The sequence below is a fragment of the Mycolicibacterium flavescens genome, from assembly GCF_001722335.1.
Lineage (GTDB): Bacteria > Actinomycetota > Actinomycetes > Mycobacteriales > Mycobacteriaceae > Mycobacterium > Mycobacterium flavescens.
The window spans coordinates 83025-102852 of record NZ_MIHA01000017.1 but is presented as its reverse complement, the minus strand read 5'-3'; the positions used below and the strand labels follow the sequence as shown (position 1 = coordinate 102852).

Annotated in this window: 19 protein-coding genes, 1 tRNA gene and 1 pseudogene; 18 read left to right on the top strand and 3 right to left on the bottom strand. The window is 69.0% G+C overall.

Annotation, left to right across the window (positions count from 1 at the left end; genetic code table 11):
- Nucleotides 1–14: 14 nt before the first annotated feature.
- From BHQ18_RS21165 to BHQ18_RS21100, 14 genes and pseudogenes are all read left to right on the top strand, one after another.
- A pseudogene (locus tag BHQ18_RS21165) lies at nucleotides 15–1015 on the top strand (NAD(P)-dependent alcohol dehydrogenase).
- A complete protein-coding gene (locus tag BHQ18_RS21160) occupies nucleotides 1012–2433 on the top strand; it encodes a mannitol dehydrogenase family protein (RefSeq protein ID WP_069415605.1) in 1422 nt (473 codons plus the stop codon). The pseudogene BHQ18_RS21165 and the gene BHQ18_RS21160 overlap by 4 nt, the downstream one beginning before the upstream one ends.
- On the top strand, nucleotides 2430–3377 hold the full coding sequence (locus tag BHQ18_RS21155; protein ID WP_069415604.1) for a carbohydrate kinase family protein: 948 nt from the start codon (nucleotides 2430–2432) through the stop codon (nucleotides 3375–3377). The genes BHQ18_RS21160 and BHQ18_RS21155 overlap by 4 nt, the downstream gene beginning before the upstream one ends.
- Nucleotides 3377–4351: a non-homologous end joining protein Ku gene (gene ku, locus BHQ18_RS21150; protein ID WP_069415603.1), complete on the top strand. Its 975-nt coding sequence runs from the start codon at nucleotides 3377–3379 to the stop codon at nucleotides 4349–4351. The genes BHQ18_RS21155 and ku overlap by 1 nt, the downstream gene beginning before the upstream one ends.
- 154 nt (nucleotides 4352–4505) lie before the next feature.
- Complete coding sequence (locus BHQ18_RS21145; RefSeq protein ID WP_069415602.1) at nucleotides 4506–5297, top strand: SDR family oxidoreductase; 792 nt, start codon at nucleotides 4506–4508, stop codon at nucleotides 5295–5297.
- Between the two features lie 11 nt (nucleotides 5298–5308).
- The gene (locus BHQ18_RS21140; protein ID WP_069415601.1) at nucleotides 5309–6385 is read left to right on the top strand and encodes an NAD(P)H-dependent amine dehydrogenase family protein; all 1077 of its coding nucleotides are present in this window, start codon (nucleotides 5309–5311) and stop codon (nucleotides 6383–6385) included.
- 33 nt (nucleotides 6386–6418) lie between these two features.
- Nucleotides 6419–6685: a hypothetical protein gene (locus tag BHQ18_RS21135; RefSeq protein ID WP_069415600.1), complete on the top strand. Its 267-nt coding sequence runs from the start codon at nucleotides 6419–6421 to the stop codon at nucleotides 6683–6685.
- An 85-nt stretch (nucleotides 6686–6770) separates the two neighbouring features.
- Entirely contained in the window at nucleotides 6771–7016 is a 246-nt protein-coding gene (locus BHQ18_RS21130) for a hypothetical protein (RefSeq protein ID WP_069415599.1), read from the top strand.
- A gap of 77 nt (nucleotides 7017–7093) precedes the next feature.
- A complete protein-coding gene (locus BHQ18_RS21125; RefSeq protein WP_084294215.1) occupies nucleotides 7094–8320 on the top strand; it encodes an Nramp family divalent metal transporter in 1227 nt (408 codons plus the stop codon).
- 28 nt (nucleotides 8321–8348) lie between these two features.
- The gene (locus BHQ18_RS21120) at nucleotides 8349–9416 is read left to right on the top strand and encodes a poly-gamma-glutamate hydrolase family protein (RefSeq protein ID WP_069415597.1); all 1068 of its coding nucleotides are present in this window, start codon (nucleotides 8349–8351) and stop codon (nucleotides 9414–9416) included.
- Nucleotides 9416–10501, top strand: a complete 1086-nt coding sequence (locus BHQ18_RS21115) for a serine hydrolase domain-containing protein (RefSeq protein WP_069415596.1) — start codon at nucleotides 9416–9418, stop codon at nucleotides 10499–10501. The genes BHQ18_RS21120 and BHQ18_RS21115 overlap by 1 nt, the downstream gene beginning before the upstream one ends.
- A gap of 40 nt (nucleotides 10502–10541) precedes the next feature.
- Nucleotides 10542–11306: a DUF1365 domain-containing protein gene (locus BHQ18_RS21110; RefSeq protein WP_069415595.1), complete on the top strand. Its 765-nt coding sequence runs from the start codon at nucleotides 10542–10544 to the stop codon at nucleotides 11304–11306.
- Between the two features lie 2 nt (nucleotides 11307–11308).
- Nucleotides 11309–11890, top strand: coding sequence for a sigma-70 family RNA polymerase sigma factor (locus BHQ18_RS21105; protein ID WP_069415594.1), 582 nt, complete (start codon nucleotides 11309–11311; stop codon nucleotides 11888–11890).
- Nucleotides 11887–12594, top strand: a complete 708-nt coding sequence (locus tag BHQ18_RS21100) for an anti-sigma factor (RefSeq protein ID WP_069415593.1) — start codon at nucleotides 11887–11889, stop codon at nucleotides 12592–12594. The genes BHQ18_RS21105 and BHQ18_RS21100 overlap by 4 nt, the downstream gene beginning before the upstream one ends.
- Here the strand turns inward: BHQ18_RS21100 and BHQ18_RS21095 are convergent.
- Nucleotides 12591–13691, bottom strand: coding sequence for a glutamate--cysteine ligase 2 (locus tag BHQ18_RS21095; RefSeq protein WP_069415592.1), 1101 nt, complete (start codon nucleotides 13689–13691; stop codon nucleotides 12591–12593). The genes BHQ18_RS21100 and BHQ18_RS21095 overlap by 4 nt on opposite strands.
- Nucleotides 13692–13860: 169 nt before the next feature.
- Between BHQ18_RS21095 and BHQ18_RS21090 the strand changes: the two genes are divergently transcribed.
- A complete protein-coding gene (locus tag BHQ18_RS21090; RefSeq protein ID WP_069415591.1) occupies nucleotides 13861–14679 on the top strand; it encodes a TIGR03621 family F420-dependent LLM class oxidoreductase in 819 nt (272 codons plus the stop codon).
- On the opposite strand, the gene BHQ18_RS21085 is transcribed toward BHQ18_RS21090, so the two are convergent.
- Complete coding sequence (locus BHQ18_RS21085) at nucleotides 14676–16616, bottom strand: flavin-containing monooxygenase (RefSeq protein ID WP_069415590.1); 1941 nt, start codon at nucleotides 16614–16616, stop codon at nucleotides 14676–14678. The genes BHQ18_RS21090 and BHQ18_RS21085 overlap by 4 nt on opposite strands.
- 86 nt (nucleotides 16617–16702) lie before the next feature.
- On the opposite strand from BHQ18_RS21085, the gene BHQ18_RS21080 reads away from it, so the two are divergent.
- The 3 genes from BHQ18_RS21080 to BHQ18_RS21065 all read left to right on the top strand — a co-directional run bounded on the left by BHQ18_RS21080 (nucleotide 16703) and on the right by BHQ18_RS21065 (nucleotide 19004).
- On the top strand, nucleotides 16703–16975 hold the full coding sequence (locus BHQ18_RS21080; RefSeq protein ID WP_069415645.1) for an ANTAR domain-containing protein: 273 nt from the start codon (nucleotides 16703–16705) through the stop codon (nucleotides 16973–16975).
- A 15-nt stretch (nucleotides 16976–16990) separates the two neighbouring features.
- Nucleotides 16991–17063, top strand: a tRNA-Arg gene (locus tag BHQ18_RS21075).
- A 111-nt stretch (nucleotides 17064–17174) separates the two neighbouring features.
- Complete coding sequence (locus BHQ18_RS21065; RefSeq protein ID WP_131815718.1) at nucleotides 17175–19004, top strand: alpha/beta hydrolase fold domain-containing protein; 1830 nt, start codon at nucleotides 17175–17177, stop codon at nucleotides 19002–19004.
- 121 nt (nucleotides 19005–19125) lie between these two features.
- Here the strand turns inward: BHQ18_RS21065 and BHQ18_RS21060 are convergent, their stop codons facing one another.
- Nucleotides 19126–19815 carry a GAF and ANTAR domain-containing protein gene (locus BHQ18_RS21060; RefSeq protein ID WP_069415644.1) on the bottom strand — a complete coding sequence of 230 codons (690 nt, stop codon included), beginning with the start codon at nucleotides 19813–19815 and terminating at the stop codon, nucleotides 19126–19128.
- Nucleotides 19816–19828 lie beyond the last annotated feature (13 nt).

The window sequence follows — 19828 nt, the reverse complement described above, 5'->3', positions numbered from 1 at the left end:
CATCGGGCGCCCTCATGCGGGCCGCAGTCCTCGTCGAACCCGGCCGGATCGAGATGCACGAACGGCCCGTGCCGCGTCCCGACCCCGGTGACGTGCTGATTCGGGTCTCCTCGGTGGGGGTCTGCGGGTCGGACACGCACTACTACCGGCACGGCCGCATCGGCGACTTCGTCGTCGAGGGGCCCCTGGTGCTCGGCCACGAGGCCGCCGGCACGATCGTCGACGTGGGCGCGGGCGTCGACCCGGCCCGCATCGGCCAACGGGTGTCGATCGAACCGCAGCGGCCCGATCCCGACAGTGCGGAGACCCGGCGCGGGCACTACAACCTCTGCCCGCACATGCGGTTCTTCGCGACGCCGCCGGTCGACGGCGCGCTGTGCGACTACGTGACGATCGGCGCGGACTTCGCTCACCCGGTCCCCGACACGATGAGCGACGAGGCCGCCGCGCTGTGCGAACCGCTGTCGGTGGGCATCGCCTCGGTCCGCAAGGCGGGTGTCGACGGCCGGTCCCGCGTGCTGATCACCGGGGCGGGCCCGATCGGGATCGTCTCACCCAGCTCGCGCGGGCCTACGGCGCCACCGACATCATCGTCAGCGACCCCGACGGCGCCCGCCGCGAGCAGGCGCGCTCGTTCGGCGCGACCGAGGTGTTGGACCCGACGACCGGCCCGCTGCCCGACCTCGGGGTCGACGCGTTCATCGACGCGTCGGGGGCGCCCTCGGCGGTGGCCGACGGCATCCGCGCGGTGCGCCCGGCCGGCAACGTGGTGCTCGTCGGGCTGGGCGCCGAGTCGATGGAGCTGCCGGTGCAGGTGATCCAGAACCGCGAGCTGGTGCTCACCGGGGTGTTCCGGTACGCGAACACCTGGCCGACGGCGATCGCGCTGGTGGAGTCCGGGCGCGTCGACGTCGATGCGATGGTGACCGCCCGCTTCCCGCTGGAGAACACCGCCGAGGCGCTGGACTCCGACCGCACGCCGGGTACCGTCAAGACGGTGGTGACGGTGTCATGAAGCTCGACAACTCGACGCTGGCGCAGCTCGACATCGCCAAACCCACCTATGACCGGTCCGAAATCTCAGTCGGCATAGTGCATTTCGGGGTCGGCGGCTTCCACCGCGCGCATCAGGCGATGTACGTCGACCAGCTGATGGAACAGGGACAGGGCTCCGAGTGGGGCATCTGCGGGGTCGGGGTGATGCCATCCGACCGCAAGATGGCCGACGTGATGGCCGCCCAGGACGGGCTCTACACGCTGCTGCTCGAGAAGCCCGACGGCACCCGCGAGGCGCGGGTGATCGGTTCGATCGTCGACTACCGCTACGCGCCCGACGATCCGGAGTCGGTGATCGAACTGCTGGCCGCACCGAGCACCCGGATCGTTTCGCTGACGATCACCGAGGGCGGCTACAACATCGACAACCTCGGCGACGGCGTGAACGTCTTCGGTCTGGTCGCCGAGGCGCTGGCGCGTCGCCGCGACCGCGGCACCGGCTCACCGACGATCGTCTCGTGCGACAACATCGAGGGCAACGGCGACGTCGCACGGCACACGTTCACCACCTACGCCGAACGCGCGCATCCCGGCCTCGGCGAGTGGATCACCGCGAACACCAAGTTCCCCAACTCGATGGTCGACCGGATCACCCCCTCCACCACCGCCGACGTGATCGAGTTGGTGGCAAGCGAATTCGGCGTCGACGACCGCTGGCCGGTGGTGGCCGAGCCGTTCACGTCGTGGGTGCTCGAGGACGACTTCAGCGACGGGCGGCCACCGTACGAGGACGTCGGCGTGCTGCTGGTCGACGACGTCACACCGTATGAGCTGATGAAGCTGCGCCTGCTCAACGCCAGCCACCAAAGCCTCTGCTATTTCGCCTATCTCGCCGACTACCGGCTGGTGCACGACGCGGCCGGTGATCCGCTGTTCGCCGATTTCCTGCGGGCCTACATGGACGACGAGGCAACCCCGACACTCAAACCCGTGCCCGGTATCGACCTGCCCGACTACAAGCGCACGCTGATCGAGCGGTTCGCCAATCCGGGTGTCCGCGACACCGTGGCCCGGTTGTGCTACGGATCGTCGGACCGCATCCCGAAGTGGCTGCTGCCGGTGATCCGGGAGAACCTGCGGACCGGCGCGCCGATCGCGTTGTCGGCGGCCACGGTGGCGAGTTGGGCGCGCTACGCCGAGGGCGTCGACGAGCACGGCGAACCGATCGACGTGCAGGACCAACTCGCCGACACGCTCGTCCCGATCGCCCGCAGCCAGCGTGACAACCCGACCGCGTTCATCGAAAACACCTCGGTGTTCGGCGATCTCGCGGACCACGAGCGGTTCGTCGAGGCGTACGTGTGGGCGCTGGAGTCCCTGCACCGCGACGGTGCGCGCGCGACACTGGAGGCGTTGATGAACAAGGACACCCCGTGACCGCGCCGCGGGCGCTGGTGATCGGCGAGGCACTCATCGACATCGTCGAACGCGGCGGCGAGGTCGAGGGCGAGTACGTCGGCGGCAGCCCGCTCAACGTCGCCGTCGGCCTGGCACGGCTGGGCCGCGACGTCGACTTCCTCACCCACATCGGCACCGACGACCGCGGCCGCCGCATCGTCGACTACGCCGAACAGGCCGGGGTGCAGATGGTTTCGGGAAGCACCACGGCGGCGCGGACGCCGACGGCCAGGGCGATGCTCGACGAGCAGGGGTCGGCCCGCTACGAGTTCGACATCGACTGGCAGCTGTCCGGCACCCCCGAGGTGGCACCGCCGCTGGTCGCGCACAGCGGGTCGATAGCGACGACGCTCGAGCCGGGCTGCCGGGCCACCGCGGCGCTGCTCGACACCTACCACACGGCGGCGACCGTGACGTTCGACCCGAATGTGCGCCCGGCGCTGGTCGGTGACGGGGAAGCTCAAACGGTGCGGGGCCGCATCGCCCGGCTGATCGAACGCTGCGACGTGGTCAAGGCCAGCGACGAGGACATGGAATGGCTCGACCCTGACCGCTCCCCCGAGGAGAAGGCGCAGACGTGGCTGTCGCTGGGCCCGTCGATCGTCGCGGTCACGATGGGCGGGCGCGGCGCGTTCGCGACGTGCGCGGCGGGCACCGTGCACGTGCCGGCCTACCGGGTCGAGGTGGTCGACACCGTCGGCGCCGGGGACGCGTTCATGGCCGGGCTGATCGACGCGCTGTGGTCGCTGGACCTGCTCGGAGCGCAGCGGCGCCGCGACCTCGCGCGGATCGACACGGCGACGCTGACCGAGGTGGTGCGCACCGCCGCGCTGTCGTCGGCGTTGACCGTGGCCCGCCCCGGCGCCCAACTGCCTGATCGAGCTACCCGCGATGCGGCCCGGGGATCAGCCATACTGGGCTGATGCGTTCCATATGGAAGGGCTCGATCGCGTTCGGCCTGGTGAACGTCCCGGTGAAGGTGTACTCGGCGACGCAGGACCACGACGTCAAGTTCCACCAGGTGCACGCCAAGGACAACGGGCGCATCCGCTACAAACGCGTCTGCGAACTCGACGGTGAAGAGGTCGAGTACCGCGACATCGCCAAGGCCTACGAGTCCGACGACGGGCAGACCGTCATCATCACCGACGAGGACATCTCCACGCTGCCCGAGGAGCGCAGCCGCGAGATCGAGGTGCTGGAGTTCGTCCCGGCCAGCGACATCGACCCGATGATGTACGACCGCAGTTATTTCCTCGAACCCGAGGGCAAGTCGTCGAAGTCCTACGTGCTGCTGACCAAGACGCTCAAGGAGACCGACCGCGTCGCGATCGTGCACTTCGCGCTGCGCAACAAGACCCGCCTGGCCGCGCTGCGGGTGCAGGACTTCTCCAAGCGCGACGTGATGGTCATCCAGACGCTGCTGTGGCCCGACGAGATCCGCGACCCGGACTTCCCGGTGCTGGACAAGGAAGTCGAGATCAAGCCGGCCGAGTTGAAGATGGCCAGCCAGGTCGTCGACTCGATGACCGACGACTTCAACCCCGACCGCTACCACGACAACTACCAGGAACACCTGCGCGAGTTGATTCAGGCCAAACTCGAAGGCGGAGAGGCGTTTACCACCGAGGACCAGCCTCAGGAACTCGACGAGACCGAGGATGTCTCCGATCTGCTGGCCAAGCTCGAAGCCTCCGTCAAGGCGCGTCGCGAGGGCCGCTCGGGGTCGGGCGATGGGGACGACGGCGACAAGCCCGCCAAGAAGGCGCCGGCCAAAAAGGCCGCGAAGAAAGCCCCGGCCAAGAAGTCCGCCGCGAAGAAGTCGCCTGCGAAGAAGACCGCCGCCAACAAGACCGCCGCCAAAAAGACCCCGGCGAAGAAGGCCGCCAAGAAATAACCGCCCTTCGCCCCGAGTGTGAACTGGTGGCGATTTTTCGCGCGTTCAGTCGCCGTGGCTTCACAGTCGGCGGGAATTAGAACGTGTTTCAGAAACCGCTCACGAGCGGTCCTCGGCCCTGCTACGGTTCGCCCGTCGAGGGAAGGGACCGATCGTGATTCTTGACAGATTCCGCCTGGACGACCGGGTCGCGGTGGTGACCGGCGCGGGCCGCGGACTCGGCGCCGCGATGGCGGTCGCCTTCGCGGAAGCCGGTGCAGACGTGGTGATCGCGGCGCGGACGCAGTCGCAACTCGAAGAGGTCGCCGAGCAGATCCGCGGGGTCGGGCGGCGGGCCCACATCGTGGTGGCCGACCTCGCTCACCCCGAGGACACCGCGACGCTCGCCGGTGCCGCGGTCGAGGCCTTCGGCAAACTAGACATCGTCGTCAACAACGTCGGCGGCACCATGCCGAACGCGCTGCTGAGCACGTCGACCAAGGACATGCGCGACGCATTCACGTTCAACGTCGCCACCGCCCATGCGCTGACGACGGCCGCGGTGCCGTTGATGCTCGAACACGCCGGCGGCGGCAGCATCATCAACGTCACGTCGACGATGGGCCGGTTGGCCGGGCGCGGGTTCGCCGCCTACGGCACCGCGAAGGCCGCGCTCGCCCACTACACGCGGCTGGCCGCACTCGATCTGTGCCCGCGCATCCGGGTGAACGCGATCGCGCCCGGTTCGATTCTCACCTCGGCGCTCGACATCGTCGCGTCCAACGACGACCTGCGCGACCCCATGGAGAAGGCCACCCCGCTGCGCCGGCTGGGCCAGCCGGAGGACATCGCCGCGGCCGCGGTGTATCTGGCCTCGCCGGCCGGCAGTTACCTGACCGGCAAGACGCTCGAGGTCGACGGCGGGCTGACCTTCCCCAACCTCGACATGCCCATCCCGGATCTCTAGAGGAGACGTACATGACCATCAAAGTGGCCGCGATAGGCACCGGCAACGTCGGACGGCACGCGCTGACCCAGCTCATCAACGACCCGCAGTACGAGCTCACCGGCGTGTGGGTGTCCTCGGAGTCGAAGGCCGGCAGGGACGCGGGTGAGCTTGCCGGACTTGGGGTTTCGACGGGCATCACCGCGACGACGGACCTCGACGAGATCCTGGCGGCTAAACCGGACTGCGCGGTCTACACCGCGATGGCCGACAACCGGCTGCCCGAGGCGCTCGAGGACTACCGCCGCATCCTGGCCGCGGGCGTCAACGTCGTCGGCAGCAGCGCGGTCTTTTTGCAGTACCCCTGGCAGGTGCTGCCCGACGAGCTGGTCAAGCCGATCGAGGAGGCCACGCAGACCGCGTGTTCGACCTTGTTTGTAAATGGCATCGACCCGGGGTTCGCCAACGACCTGCTGCCGCTGGCGCTCGCCGGCACCTGTCAGCGCATCGAACAGATCCGCTGCATGGAGATCATCAACTACGACACCTACGACAGCGCCACCGTCATGTTCGACGTGATGGGGTTCGGCAAGCCGCTCGACGAGATCCCGATGCTGCTGCAGCCCGGTGTGCTTTCTCTGGCGTGGGGTTCGGTGGTGCGCCAGTTGGCGGCCGGACTGGGCATCGAACTCGACAAGGTGGTCGAGACCTACGTCCGCGAGCCCGCGCCGGAGGACTTCGACATCGCCGCCGGGCACATCGCCAAGGGCACCGCGGCCGCGCTGCGCTTCGAGGTGCAGGGCATCAAGGACGATCAGGTGGCCGTCGTCCTCGAACACGTCACCCGGCTGCGCGACGATCTGCACCCCGACTGGCCGCAGCCCGCGCAGGAGGGCGGGTCGTACCGCCTCGAGATCACCGGGGAGCCGTCCTACACCGTCGACCTGTGCCTGAGCAGCCCCAACGGCGACCACAACCACGCCGGTCTGGTCGCGACCGCCGCGCGCGTCGTCAACGCGATCCCCGCGGTCGTCGCCGCCGCGCCGGGCATCCGCACCACCCTCGACTTGCCGCTGATCACCGGAAAAGGGTTGTACGCTGTGCGATGAGGCCGGGGTAGACCTAGACAGAAGGACGTGCCTATGCGGACCACACTTCGTTATCTCGCACCGGTGATCGCCGCGGGCGCCATCGCGGCGGGTCTGGCCGCAGCACCGCTGGCCGGTGCGGAACCGGCCAATCCGACACTGCCGCAGTGTGTGGACACCGGCGGCGCGCAGGCCATCGGCGGGTCCACCACCGAATGCGCCACTCCGGGCAACGTCCAGATCAACGCCACCCCCGCCGAGCAGGAGTACGTCGGCCCCTGGGGCAGCATGTGGGAAGGCGACGGCTTCTTCTTCCCCTGATCCATCGGGGTTGAGGCGCAACGCCTTTCACGCGGCGGAACAAAACACCGCCGACAGCGGTTTTATGGCCTTAGGAGGCCATCGCATGAACTCTTTCTCTCATTACGCCGCACCCGTTCTCGCCGTAGGCGCAATCGGCGCGGCCCTGTTCGCCTCTCCGATCGCCGCCGCCGCTCCGCAGTGCGCCAACGTCGGACCCAACACCACGCAGTGCCAGACCAACGGCAGTTCGCAGATCGTCACTTCACCGTCGGTCCAGACCGGCCCCTACTGGGGTGGTTGGCCGTGGGGCGGCGGCCTGGTGATCAACCTCGGCGGCTGGGGCAAGTAACCCCCTCACCGACACGCCGAAGGTTTCGGCTACCCTAACTTTTCTATTCGCAAGCCCGGATAGAAAGTGGGGTTTCGTTGATCCAGCGCAGCGAGGTACGGCCACGGCCGGGTTTGATGCTGCTCGGGCCCGCGTTCGTCGCCGCGATCGCCTACGTCGACCCGGGCAACGTCGCCGCGAACGTCAGCGCGGGCGCGCAGTTCGGCTTCCTGCTGGTCTGGGTGATCGTCGCCGCCAACATCATGGCGTGCCTGGTGCAGTACCTCTCGGCCAAACTCGGGCTGGTCAGCGGGCACTCACTGCCCGAAGCCGTCGGCGCGAGGATGCGCCGCCCCACCCGGCTGGCCTACTGGCTGCAGGCCGAATTGGTCGCCATGGCAACCGATCTCGCCGAAGTCGTCGGCGGCGCCATCGCGCTGTACCTGCTGTTCGACCTGCCGCTGCTCACCGGCGGCATCATCACCGGCGTCGTCTCGCTGCTGCTGCTGGTGGTCAAGGACCGGCGCGGCCAACGCACCTTCGAGAGCGTGATCACGGGTCTGCTCGCGGTCATCGCGGTCGGCTTCCTGGCCAGCCTGGTCGTCTCGGCGCCACCGGTCGGCGAGGTCGCGGGCGGGCTGGTGCCGCGGTTCGCGGGCACCGAGAGCGTGCTGATCGCGGCCGCGATGCTCGGCGCGACCGTGATGCCGCACGCGGTGTACCTGCACAGCGGCCTGGTCCGTGACCGGCACGGCCACCCCGAACCCGGCCCGGTCCGGCGCATGCTGCTGCGGGCCACCCGCTGGGACGTCGGCGTCGCGATGGTCATCGCCGGCGCGGTCAACCTGTCGATGGTGCTGGTGGCCGCCACCAACCTGCAGGGACGGGAGAACACCGACTCGATCGAGGGCGCGCACGCCGCGGTCGCCGACACCCTGGGCCCGACGGTCGCGCTGCTGTTCGCGATCGGCCTGCTCGCCTCGGGGCTGGCGTCGTCGTCGGTGGGCGCCTACGCCGGCGCGATGATCATGCAGGGCCTGTTCTACCGCTCGATCCCGATGGTGCTGCGCCGGCTGATCACCCTGCTGCCCGCGCTGGTGATCCTCGCGATCGGCGTCGACCCGAGCCGCGCGCTGGTGCTCTCGCAGGTGGTGCTGTCCTTCGGCATCCCGTTCGCGCTGATCCCGCTGATCCGGCTGACCAGCGACCGCGCGCTGATGGGCGACGACACCAACCACCGCGCGACGACGATCGCGGGCTGGGGTGTCGCCGCGCTGATCAGCGCGCTGAACGTGCTGCTGATCTACCTGACCTTCGCCGGTTGAGTCAGCCGATTGTGGCAATCTGACAGGCGTGCGACAGCACCCCTACTTCGCCTACGGGTCGAACCTGAACGTGACCCAGATGGCCCTGCGGTGCCCGGACGCGGTCGATCCCCGACCAGCCAAGCTCGCCGACCACGACTGGCTGATCAACGAACGCGGCGTGGCCACGGTCGAACCGTTCGACGGGTCCGAGGTGCACGGGGTGTTGTGGCGACTGTCCGACCGTGACCTCGCGGTGCTCGACAGCGCCGAGGGTGTGCCGGTGCGCTACCGGCGCGACCGGCTGGTCGTGCACACCGCCGACGGGCCCGCCGAGGCGTGGGTCTACATCGACCACCGCGTCGAACCCGGGCCGCCGCGGCCGGGATACCTCGAGCGGATCATCGACGGCGCCGAACACCACGGTCTCCCCCAACGCTGGGTGGATTTCCTGCGCCGCTGGGACCCCGCACACTGGCCGTCGCGCACCCACGACTCCGAATCGGCAGGCCCGCAGACACTTTCGGAGTTGCTGGCCCAGCCCGGGGTCAGCGAGTCGAGCACGCTGCGGTCGCGTTTCGGGTTCATGGCCATCCACGGCGGCGGCCTCGAGCAGATGACCGACGTGATCGCCGACCGCGCCGCCGACGCCGCCGGCGCCTCGCTCTACGTGGTGCGCCACCCCGACCACTACCCGCACCATCTGCCGTCGGCTTCATATCTCGCAGCAGAGTCCGAACGCCTCGCGGAGTTCCTCGACCACGTCGACGTCGCGGTGTCGCTGCACGGCTACGGCCGTATCGGGCGCAGCACCCAGCTACTGGCCGGCGGCCGCAATCGCCAACTGGCCCAACATCTTGCCGACCATGTGCGGGTGCCGGGATATCACGTGGTCACCGACCTCGACGCGATGCCGCGCGAGTTGCGGGGGCTGCATCCGGACAACCCGGTCAACCGGATGCGTGACGGCGGAGCGCAACTCGAACTCACGCCACGGGTACGCGGCCTGAGCCCCCGCAGTCAGCTACCGGGCGACGACGGGTTGAGCCCGGCGACTTCCGAACTGGTGCAAGGTCTGGTGGCCGCCGCGCACTCGTGGCCACTACGCTCGGCGTAGTGCGCATCGCAGGAGTCGTCGCCCTGATCCTGGCGGTCCTGACCGCCGCCCCGGTTCACGCCCAGCCGCCCGGTGTCCAAACCGAACTCGCCCGCGCCGTCGCCGAAGACGATCTGGCCGGCGGCGTCGCGGTGGTCCGCGACGGACCGGAACTGACGCGTTTCGCGGCCGGCCACTCCGACGTCGCGACCGGAGCCGGATTCGCACCCAACACCCACGTGCGGGTCGGCAGCATCACGAAAACCTTTGTCGCCGCGACCATTCTGCAACTCGTGGCCGAAGGCGCACTGGAGCTCGAAGCGCCCGTCGAGCGGTACCTGCCCGGCCGCATCCGCGGCGACGGCATCGATCCGGCCAAGATCACGGTGCGCCAACTGCTGCGTCATCAGAGCGGCCTGCCCGAGTACTTCGACGAGATCACCGCAGTCCCCGCCGAACCCGTGACCGGCGATCGCCTGCTCGACATGGCGCTCACCCGGCCCGCCCAGTTCCCGCCCGGGACCGCGATGAAGTACACGAACACCAACTACGTCATCGCGGGTCTGCTGATCGAGAAGGTGACCGGGCTGCCCGCGGCCGTCGCGGTCACCGCGCGGGTCATCCTGCCGCTCGGCCTGCTCGACACCTACTTCCCAGACCCCGCCGACCGCGGCCTGCGCGCGCCGCTCGCCCACGGCTACGAACTCGTCGACGGCCGGCGCGCCGACGTCACCGACTTCAACGCCTCGGCGGCGGGGATGGCCGGCAGCCTGGTGTCGACGAACGAAGACGTCACCACGTTCCTCACCGCGCTGCTCGACGGGCGGGTGGTACCGGCGCCGCTGCTCGAGCAGATGATGCAGACGGTCCCGATGCCCGACGGCGACGGCGTCCTGCGCTACGGACTCGGGCTGGCCCGGGCGTCGCTGCCGTGCGGCGTGACCGCGTGGGGGCACGGCGGCGACGTGCCCGGCTACCACAGCTTCATGGCCAAGCCCCTCGACGGGCCCGCGGTCGCCATGACATTGACCCAGGAGCCGGCGGCGGCGTCGCCCGTGGAAGACCCGCGCGCGGCGATCCTCGACGCGCTGTACTGCCCCGCCTGAACCCACCCATCCGCGGCGAAGACGGCTCCGAATACCTGATGTGGACGCCTGTTTGTACCGGACCCGGGTCACCCACCTGCGGCGTGCCCCGGTCCACCACTACTTCGAGCACCCCGGCTACAGCTGGTACGTCGACGTCGACCGGCTGCCCTCGCTGCCGCGCTGGCTGCGGCCGTTCGCGCGGTTCGACCCGGCCGATCACCTCGACGGCGCGCCCGGCGACACGCTGCGCGACCGGGTCGACGCGTTCCTGCGCGGGCACGGCGTCGACCTGACCGGCGGCCGCGTCACCGCGCTGCTGCAGGCTCGGGTCCTCGGCTACGTGTTCAACCCGGTCACCCTGTACTGGTGCCATGACGCCGACGGCGTGCTGCGCCACGTGGTGATGGAGATGCACAACACCCGCGGCGGCCGGCACGCCTACCTGCTGCCGCCGGGCCCCGACGGGGTGTCGATGACGCCCAAGCAGCTGCGGGTGTCGCCGTTCAACGGCGCCGACGGGCACTACCTGGTGCGCGCCCCGCATCCCGACGACGCGCTGGACATCACGGTCTCGCTGCACCGCAACGACGAACCGGCGTTCATCGCGACCGTGCGCGGCACCCGCCGGCCGGCCACCCTGCGGGAGGTGCTGCGACTGCAGTTCACCGCCCCGCTGGCGCCGCTGATGACGGCGGTGGATCTGCGGATCCAGCACCTGACGCTGTGGCTGCGCCGGGTGCCGGTGGTCCGCAGCGACCGGCGAGCCCGCGAAAGAGACGCTCCCTCAACCGAATTGGTGGCACATGCGGCCAGATCACGATAATCATGACGGTGCTGACGCCGGTGGCTAGGCTACCGCTCGTGACATCCGACCTCGACGAACTGCTTCGCCAGGTGGCCGAACAGGACGTCGAAGCGTTCGCCACGTTCTACGACCGGACCCGCGCGCGGGTCTTCGGGCTGGTCTCGCGGGTGCTACGCGACTCCGGCTACAGCGAAGAGACCACCCAGGACGTCTACCTGCAGGTGTGGCGCACCGCCGGGGGTTACGACCCGTCGGCCGGGTCGGCGCTGGCGTGGCTGATGACGCTCGCGCACCGGCGCGCGGTCGACCGGGTGCGCTCGGAGCAGGCCGCCACCCACCGGGAGAACCGTTACGGCGCGGCCACCGCCGACACGCCTGCCGACCACGTCTCCGACTCGGTGATCCTGCGCGACGAACGCCGCCAGGTGGCCGACTGCCTGGGCTCGCTGACCGACGTCCAACGCGAGTGCATCCAACTCGCCTACTACGACGGCCTGACCTACGCGCAGGTCTCGGAACGGTTGTCGGCCAACCTGGCCACCATCAAATCGCGGATGCGCGACGGCATCCGCGGCCTCCGCAAGTGCCTGGGGGTGCCATGACCGAGCCAATCGATACCGATCTCATCGCGCTGGCGGCGCCGTACGCGCTGCACGCGGTGAGCGACTCCGAACGCGCCGACATCGACCGCCGGGTCGCGACCGCGCCGCCGTCGCTCGCGCAGGCGTTCACCGACGAGGTGCGCACCGCACGCGAGACGCTGGCGGTGCTGTCGGCGGCCACCGCGGTCGAACCGCCCGCCGAGCTGCGCACCCGCCTGCTCGCCGAGGTACGCGGACCGGCCCCGGTGCGCGAGCTGCGCCCGCGGCGCTGGCAGAAACCGGCGCTGGCCGCCGCGGCGGTGCTCGTCGTCGGCCTCGGCGCGCTCGGCGCCGGTCTGGCGCTGCGTCCCGCACCGGTGTCGACGGCCGAGCAGGTGTTCGCCGCCCCCGATGTGCGGACGGTGTCCGGCGAAATCCCGGGCGGCGGCGTCGCGACCGTGGTGTTCTCCCGCGAGAAGGATGCCGGGGTGCTGGTGATGAACAACGTCTCCCCGCCGCAACCGGGCACGGTGTACCAGATGTGGCTGGTCGACGAGAAGGGTGCGCACTCCGCGGGAACGATGGATCAGGGCGCGGTCGCGCCGTCGACCACCGCGGTGCTGCCCGACCTCGGCGACTCCCGCACGCTGGCGTTCACCATCGAACCGCCGGGCGGGTCGGAGCGGCCGACCGGCGCGCCGTTCGCCGAACTGCCGCTGGCCTAACAGCCTTCGAGGGTGGCCTCGGCGGCCGCGGCGACCACGTCGCCCACGTCGTGGCCGCGCTGCCAGGCCCGGCGTTGGCGCGACGCGCCGTTGCCGGCCTCGGTGACCCGGCGCAGTCCGTCGACGACGAGGTCGTAGTCGCCGACGTCCTCCAGCGCGGGCCGGACGTGTTCGACGAGGCGGCCGAGCAGTTCGCCGGCCGGGACCCGGGCGTGGCCGTCGACCAGATCCACGGCGTCGCCGTCGATCCCGTCGCGCGCGGACTTCCAGTACGCGGCCTTGAGCGCGTGCGGCGCCAGCGGCGGGACCGGTTCGCCGCGCCGTTCGTCGTCGAGAGCGGTCATCACCGCGGCCCTGGTCAACGCCGCCAGCAGCACGGTGTCGGCGACGGTCGCGGGCACGTCGGCGACGCGCACTTCGATCGTCGGGAAGTTGGCGGAGGGGCGGACGTCCCAATAGACCATGCCGTCGTCGAGCATGGCCCCCGCCTGCTGCATCATCTGCACGACGGCGTCGTACTCGTCGACCGAGTCGAAGTGCGGCGGCGGCCCCGCGCTGGGCCAGCGCGCCCACAGCACGCTGCGCCAACTGGCGTGGCCGGTGTCGGAGTTGCGGTAGATCGCGGAGTTGGCGCTGAGCCCGAGCAGGCTGGGCAGCCAGGGTCGCAGCCGGTTGCTGACCCGGACGGCGATCTCGCGGCTGGGTACCGCGACGTGCACGTGGCACCCGCAGATGCCCTGCTCGTGGGCGATCATCCCGAACCGCTCGGCGATCCGGCGGTAGCGCGGTGTGTCGGTGATCGGGAATTCGTGTGGCAGGGTCGGCGGCAGCCCGACCGCGAGCAGTTGCGCGCCGGCCTGTTCGGCGGCCTCGGCGGTGGCCCGGCGCAGCGCGATCAGCTGCTGTTGCAGGGCGATGGCGGAGCCGACGGCCTCGGTGGCGGTCTCGACCTGGCACGTCGTCAGCTCGAGTTGCAGTTTCACGCCGCGGGCGGCGGCCTCGCGGGCGACGGTCTCGTTGCGCGCGACGGGTTCCCCGCTCGCCGAGTCAACGAGCAGGAACTCTTCTTCGACGCCGATCGTGGGGTGAGTGGCCATGGGAAGAATATTGATCCGGCCCGTCGGATGGTTCACGACGGGCCGGATCGGGGCAACAAGTCCTTCGAGTCTGTGGACTTCGAGTGTCGAAGTCGGCGGCAGGTTTATGCCCCGCGGTGTCGTGCGCCAAACATCCTTTGCCGAGTTGTGATCGCCATACGATGACCGCGTGACCAAACCCTTCCGGTTCGGTGTGGGACTGCAGGCCGGGCGGCGGCAGAAGTCGGTGCAGGACTGGGCGCGCCGCGCCGAGGACATGGGCTACGACATCGTGCACGTCGCCGACCACCTCTACACGACGGCGCCGTTCCCGATGATGACCGCGATGGCGATGGCCACGCAGCGCCTGCGGGTCGGCACGTTCGTGCTCAACGCCGGCTTCTACCGGCCCGCGCTGCTGGCCCGCGAGGTCACCACGCTGCGGGATCTGTCGGGCGGCCGGTTCGACCTCGGCCTAGGCGCCGGGTACGTCGAGGCGGAGTTCGAACAGGCCGAGTTGCCGTTCCCGTCGGCCGGCCAGCGGGTGGACTGGCTGCGCCATGTCACCGAGCACATCGCATCAGAGGCACCCGACGTGCCGATCCTGATCGCCGGCAACGGCGACAAGCTGTTGACGCTGGCGGCGCGGCGCGCTGCCATCATCGGCCTGACGGGCGGGGCGCCGATCACCGCCGAGTCCGATCCGCTGGCCGACCGCATCGCGTTCGTGCGCGAGGCCGCCGGCGACCGGTTCGCCGATCTGGAGCTAAACATCGCGATCACCGCGCTGCCGACCGACGACTCCGGGCGCCCCGATTTGTCGATCACCCGCCAGTTCCTGCCGCACCTGTCCGAGGCGGAACTGCTGGCCACCCCGGCGGTGCTGTCCGGCTCTCCCGCCGAGATCGCCGACACGCTGCGCGGCTATCGCGACACCTACGGCGTCACGTACTTCACCGTGCAGCAGTTGCACGCCGAGGCGTTCGCCAAGGTGATCGCTGAACTCTAGACGCTCTGGGCGGCAGCGCTTCTCACCACGAAGTCGGACCATTCGGGTGTGCGCACCGCGGCGTGGTACTCGTAGAGCTTCCACGGGCTGACGGTGTGGATCTCGCCGTGGGCGTTCTTGAAGTAGGAGTGCTCGATCGACGGGTGCGCCCAGACGGTCATGGTGATCGCCTCCTGTGAGCGGCGCCGCCAGTCCTCGGTCGCTTCGGGGGTGGGTTCGATCGAGTGCAGACCGTCGGCGAGCGCGTGCAGGAGCTGGCCGATGTAGCGCATCTGCAACTCGGAGTTCAGGATCAGGCTTCCGCCGTGGGCCAGGTGGGTGCCGGGGCCGTAGGTGAGGAAGAAGTTCGGGAAGCCCGGCACCATGATGCCGCGGTAGGCGTAGGGCCGCTCGCCCCAGGCGTCGCGCAGGTCGACGCCGTCGCGGCCGGTGATGCGCAGCGGCCACAGCACTTCGGTGGCGCGAAACCCGGTGGCGTAGACGATGACATCGGCGGGGTGCTCGTCGCCGTCGGCGGTCACCACGCCGGTCGGGGTGATCCGCTCGATCGGTGTGCGGATCAGGTCGACGTTGTCGCGGCGCAGGGTTTTCAGCCAGGTGCCGTTGTCCTGCAGCGTGCGCTTGCCGGTGGCCGGGTAGTCGGGCAGCACCTTGGCGAGCAGGTCCTCGTCGCCGTCGACCTGGGTGGTGATCCAGTCGGTGAACATCATCCTGGCGGCGGCGTTCATGTCGCTGACCGCGTAGTCGGTCTGCTCGTAGGCGGGGTCGACGCGTGCGGCGTCGAGGCCCTTGTCGGCGCCGGGCCACAGCAGCAGGAAGCGGTACCAGCGGCTGTAGTACGGCAGATAATCCATGGCCCAACGGGTTCCGTCGCCAACCCGATCGTGGTACATCGGGTTGGGGAACATCCACTGGGCGGTGCGCTGGAAGACGTCGAGGTGCGCGACGTCGTCGGCGATGGCGGGCGCGATCTGGAAACCGCTTGCGCCCGCGCCGATCAGCGCGACCCGCTTACCAGTCAGGTCGACGTCGTGATCCCACCGGGCGGAGTGAAAGGCGGTTCCTGCGAACGACTCTGCGCCGTCGATGTCGGGCATCTTGGGGCGGTTCAGTTGGCCGACGGCGCTGATGACCGCGCGGGCGGTGACCCTGCTGACCCGGCCGTCGTTGGCGCGCACGGCGACGGTCCAGGTTCCGGCGGCGTCGTCCCAGTCGGCCGAGATGACTTCGGTCTCCCAGTGGACGTGCTCGGCGATGCCGTGTTTGGTCATCACGTCGACGAAGTACTGGCGCAGCTCGGGTTGTTCGGCGAAGTAGTGGCTCCACTTGTTGCTGGGTTCGAAGCTGTAACAGTAGAAGTGGTTGGCCACGTCGACGCGGGCGCCGGGATAGCTGTTCTCCCACCAGGTTCCGCCCGGGCCGGCATTCTTCTCGATGACCAGGAACGGCAGGCCGGCCTGTTGAAGGCGGATCGCGGCCAGCAGTCCGGACTCGCCGCAGCCGATGACGAGCACGGGCAGTCGGGATGCGGCGTCGGGGTCGACCGGGTCGGGTCTGCGCGGGTCTTCACCGGCGAGGTCGAGTTCTTCGGACATCAGCGGCAGGTACTCGTCGCCCACCGGTTCGCAGGCGGCCCAGTCCATCATCTGCTTGACGACGTCGGCGCCGAGCGGGGCCGGTTCGGGGCAGCCGCGGTCGCGGTAGTCGGTGATCACGGCCAGCGCCTCGGCTCGGACGCGGGCCTTGTCGTCCTCGGACATGAAGCCCTGCACCTCGTTGAGGAACAGGCCGGCCTGGGCGTAGTCGCGGATGAAGCGGGTGTCGCCGGTGATGTGTACGAGGCTGAGCAGCAGGGTCGGGACGCTGACGTCTTCGAGCGCTTCCCGGATCCGGTCGGTCGGTGTGGTGAAGGGCGTGCCCGCGTAGCGACTGCGCACGTCGTGTCCTCTCACCGGGATTATTACGGTACTGCTCGTAGCGTAATCGACGGCAGGTTTGGGCCGGACGTGAACGGGAATTGATCATGGTCATGAATCCCGGCATGGTCGTCGGCGACCGCGTGAACTGGGGCGTTCGGATGCTGGAGCGCGCTGAGGGCGTGGTGGTGGCGCTGCGTCGCTGCCGGGTCGAAGAGGCGTTCGCCGAGATCGTCGACGCGGCGAAGCGGCACCGGGTGCCCACGCTGGAGCTGGCCGCCGCGCTGGTGGGGCTGGCCGAAGGTGTCGACGTCGAGGGTGACGCCGGCTGGGCGGCCCGCTACGAATGGTCGTCGCTGCTGCAGCAACCCAGGCGGTAAGCTGCGAGCCGTTGCGCCCCCGTAGCTCAGGGGATAGAGCACGGCTCTCCTAAAGCCGGTGTCGCAGGTTCGAATCCTGCCGGGGGCACTTTTTCTTTTTGCAGGTCGGCCGATGGTGTCCGTGTCATCTCACCCGAAATCTGCTGTCTGACAAGCCGATACCAGACGACGGGTGCACTCTCGCACATCCGCCGTCGGTGTGCGGTCGCCGGCATTTGACCAGGCCGTCAGACTCCGCCTGACCTGTTCTCATTTGCCACCGCGGTTGTTATCGTGCGGACTAATCCCAGTCAGAGGGGCGGTGCCGGGTATGGGCCGATTTGCTGGACTGATTATCGCGCTGAGCGTCGGGATGGCTGTGCTGTCCGGGCCCGGGCTCGCGCGCGCCGATTCGCCAGACTCGTCATCCGATTCATCGTCAACAGCCTCAGCCGACTCCCCGTCGGAACCCTCGACAAGCGCTGCCGCACAGACGACGCCGGACGCCCCGAACACTGACGTCGAGACCGATGATTCCCCGAGCATCCGCACACCCTCGTCGACCACACCGTCGACCGAGCCCTCCGACACCGAACCAGCGGCATCGAAGTCCGTGGCGGCGCCCCAGCGCAACAAGAAGTCACCGCTGGACAGCAGCTTCACGACGCGTCAGACGCGGACTTCGGAACCCCCGTCGTCCGCCGCGGCGAGCGTTTCGGCGCCTGCACCGGACGTTCACGACCCTGACCTCACCGCACCGACGACACCCACGCCCAGCGTTGCAACGTCGCCGCTGACGGTGGTGGTCGAAGCTGTTCCTGTGGCGAATCCGCCTGTTAGGAGGGACAATTCATCGCACGACGACGCCGAGAACGCCCCCGTGGAGCGGATTGCCGTTGCGGTGTCCGCTGCGCTCGGCGGGTTGCTCGATCCATCGGCTGCCGACAGCGCGCCGGTATCACCTGCCGGCGCGCCGGCCGCGTGGTCATTGTTGGCGTTCGCGCGACGCGAGTTCGAAACGGCGCCGACCCCGGCTGCCGAGGAACCAGCCGCACCGCAGGTAGTCGAGAACTCCCTGACCTACACGCCGCCACCGACGATCATCGACCAGTTGACGGTCGCCGGCCTGCGGGTGATCCGCGACATCACCGGTTTCTTCGGGATCCCCTTCGCCGCCATCTTCGGGGGGCTGATCGCCAGCGAGAATCCCCCGTTCTTCCTCACGTTCGGGTTGAACGCCCGTCAGATGGAGTTCGAGGTATCGCCGGGAGAGGTCTGGAAGGTTTGGGAATTCGAACCGCCCGAGCCGACCGGCGCCACCGTGGTCGCGATCCACGGCGGCGGTTTCATCTTCCAGCCGAATCTGTTGCACTGGTTCGATTACACGCAGATGGCGCGTGACACCGGAGCGACGGTGCTCGTGCCGATCTACCCGCTGGGGAGGACCGAGGCGGGTTCCATACTCAACGTCACACCCAAGATGGCGGACTACATCTCGCATGTGATCGACGAGCGCGGCGCCGAGAACGTCAGTATCTACGCCGACTCAGCCGGATACACCTACGCGTTTTCCGCTGTGCGGGTACTGATCCTGCGGGGCGAGGAACTGCCGGCGAGCATGGTCGTGATCTCCGGCCAGGCCACCTTCTCGGACGAGGACGAGGACTGGGGCATCGACGACCCGTTCTTCGACGCCACCACCATCGCCTACTTCTCCAAGGGCGTGCACTCCTTCGACGGCGTCGTCAACAATGACCCGCGGATAGGCCCGTTGCACATGGAGACCGAGGTCCTGCAGGCACTGCCGCCGACCACGATCTACATCGGGACCGAGGAGATGGTGTTGCCCGGCAACGTGCGGTTGTATGAGCGCGCGGTCGACATCGGCGCGCCGATCTCGATGGTGGTGGGCCGAGGGCAGTATCACGACTGGCCGATCTCGGGCCTGCCGGTCAACTCCGCCGCGCCGTTGGTACGCCGCGACATCTATCGCCAGCTCGGCCTACTGCCCCACACCGTCGTGGACGACAACTCGGCACCGGCGCAATAGCCGAAAAAGCGGCCCGCCACCTGGAGGTCATCAGGGGGCGGGCCGACCTCACAAACCGTATTCCCAACGACGGCCAGAGGAATCCGGTGTTTCCCTACATTTCAAGATTTTTTTCGCCGCCTCACGCACCCGTGCGGGTGTCGATCACCCGCTGGGCGATGTCGGCGAGCTTGGTGTTGCTGTCCTGCGACAACTGTTTGAGCATCTCGAATGCGCGCACGTCGTCGACGCCGTAGCGCTCCATGATGATGCCCTTGGCCTGGCCGATGCGGTCGCGCGTTGTCATCGCCGACTTCAGCTGCTCACCTTCCTTGCTGGCCAGCAGCGCGGCCGCGGCGTGCGCGGCCAGCACCGCGCCGATCGTCTCGTCCTCGGCATTGAACGCGTTCGGCTTCATGCCGAACATGTTCAGCGCGCCGGCGGTGCGTTCGGCCGTGTAGAGCTTGATCGACAGCCCGCTGAACACGCCGTACTCCACGGCGGCCGCCCCGTACCGTCGCCAGCGCTCGTCGGTCCGGAAGTCGTCGGTCCGCAGAACCGTCTCGCCGAGCGCGGCATCCACACACGGCCCTTCCCGGTACTTCATCTGGATCTCGTCCAGCGTGTGCGGCAACTCGGAGGTGCCCGCCAGCGATTCGAAGTCACCGCCCTTGCCGATCAGCAGCACGCCGACGGCGTCGGCGCCCGGCATCAGTTCCCGCGCGGTCGAGGTCACGTCCTCGAGTACCTGCTCCACGCTGCGCGGGGCAGCCGTCGACCGAGCTAGCTCGGCCATCCGGTTCGCCAGATCGTGGCTTGCCACTTGCGCCATAACCCGCAGTCTT

What these genes read in the sequence shown, in the direction of transcription:
- BHQ18_RS21160 (WP_069415605.1), top strand. Translation starts at nt 1,012, where the DNA reads ATGAAGCTCGACAACTCGACGCTGGCGCAGCTCGACATCGCCAAACCC.
- ku (WP_069415603.1), top strand. Translation starts at nt 3,377, where the DNA reads ATGCGTTCCATATGGAAGGGCTCGATCGCGTTCGGCCTGGTGAACGTC.
- BHQ18_RS21140 (WP_069415601.1), top strand. Translation starts at nt 5,309, where the DNA reads ATGACCATCAAAGTGGCCGCGATAGGCACCGGCAACGTCGGACGGCAC.
- BHQ18_RS21135 (WP_069415600.1), top strand. Translation starts at nt 6,419, where the DNA reads ATGCGGACCACACTTCGTTATCTCGCACCGGTGATCGCCGCGGGCGCC.
- BHQ18_RS21130 (WP_069415599.1), top strand. Translation starts at nt 6,771, where the DNA reads ATGAACTCTTTCTCTCATTACGCCGCACCCGTTCTCGCCGTAGGCGCA.
- BHQ18_RS21105 (WP_069415594.1), top strand. Translation starts at nt 11,309, where the DNA reads ATGACGGTGCTGACGCCGGTGGCTAGGCTACCGCTCGTGACATCCGAC.
- BHQ18_RS21100 (WP_069415593.1), top strand. Translation starts at nt 11,887, where the DNA reads ATGACCGAGCCAATCGATACCGATCTCATCGCGCTGGCGGCGCCGTAC.
- BHQ18_RS21095 (WP_069415592.1), bottom strand. Translation starts at nt 13,691, where the DNA reads ATGGCCACTCACCCCACGATCGGCGTCGAAGAAGAGTTCCTGCTCGTT.
- BHQ18_RS21080 (WP_069415645.1), top strand. Translation starts at nt 16,703, where the DNA reads ATGGTCATGAATCCCGGCATGGTCGTCGGCGACCGCGTGAACTGGGGC.
- BHQ18_RS21060 (WP_069415644.1), bottom strand. Translation starts at nt 19,815, where the DNA reads ATGGCGCAAGTGGCAAGCCACGATCTGGCGAACCGGATGGCCGAGCTA.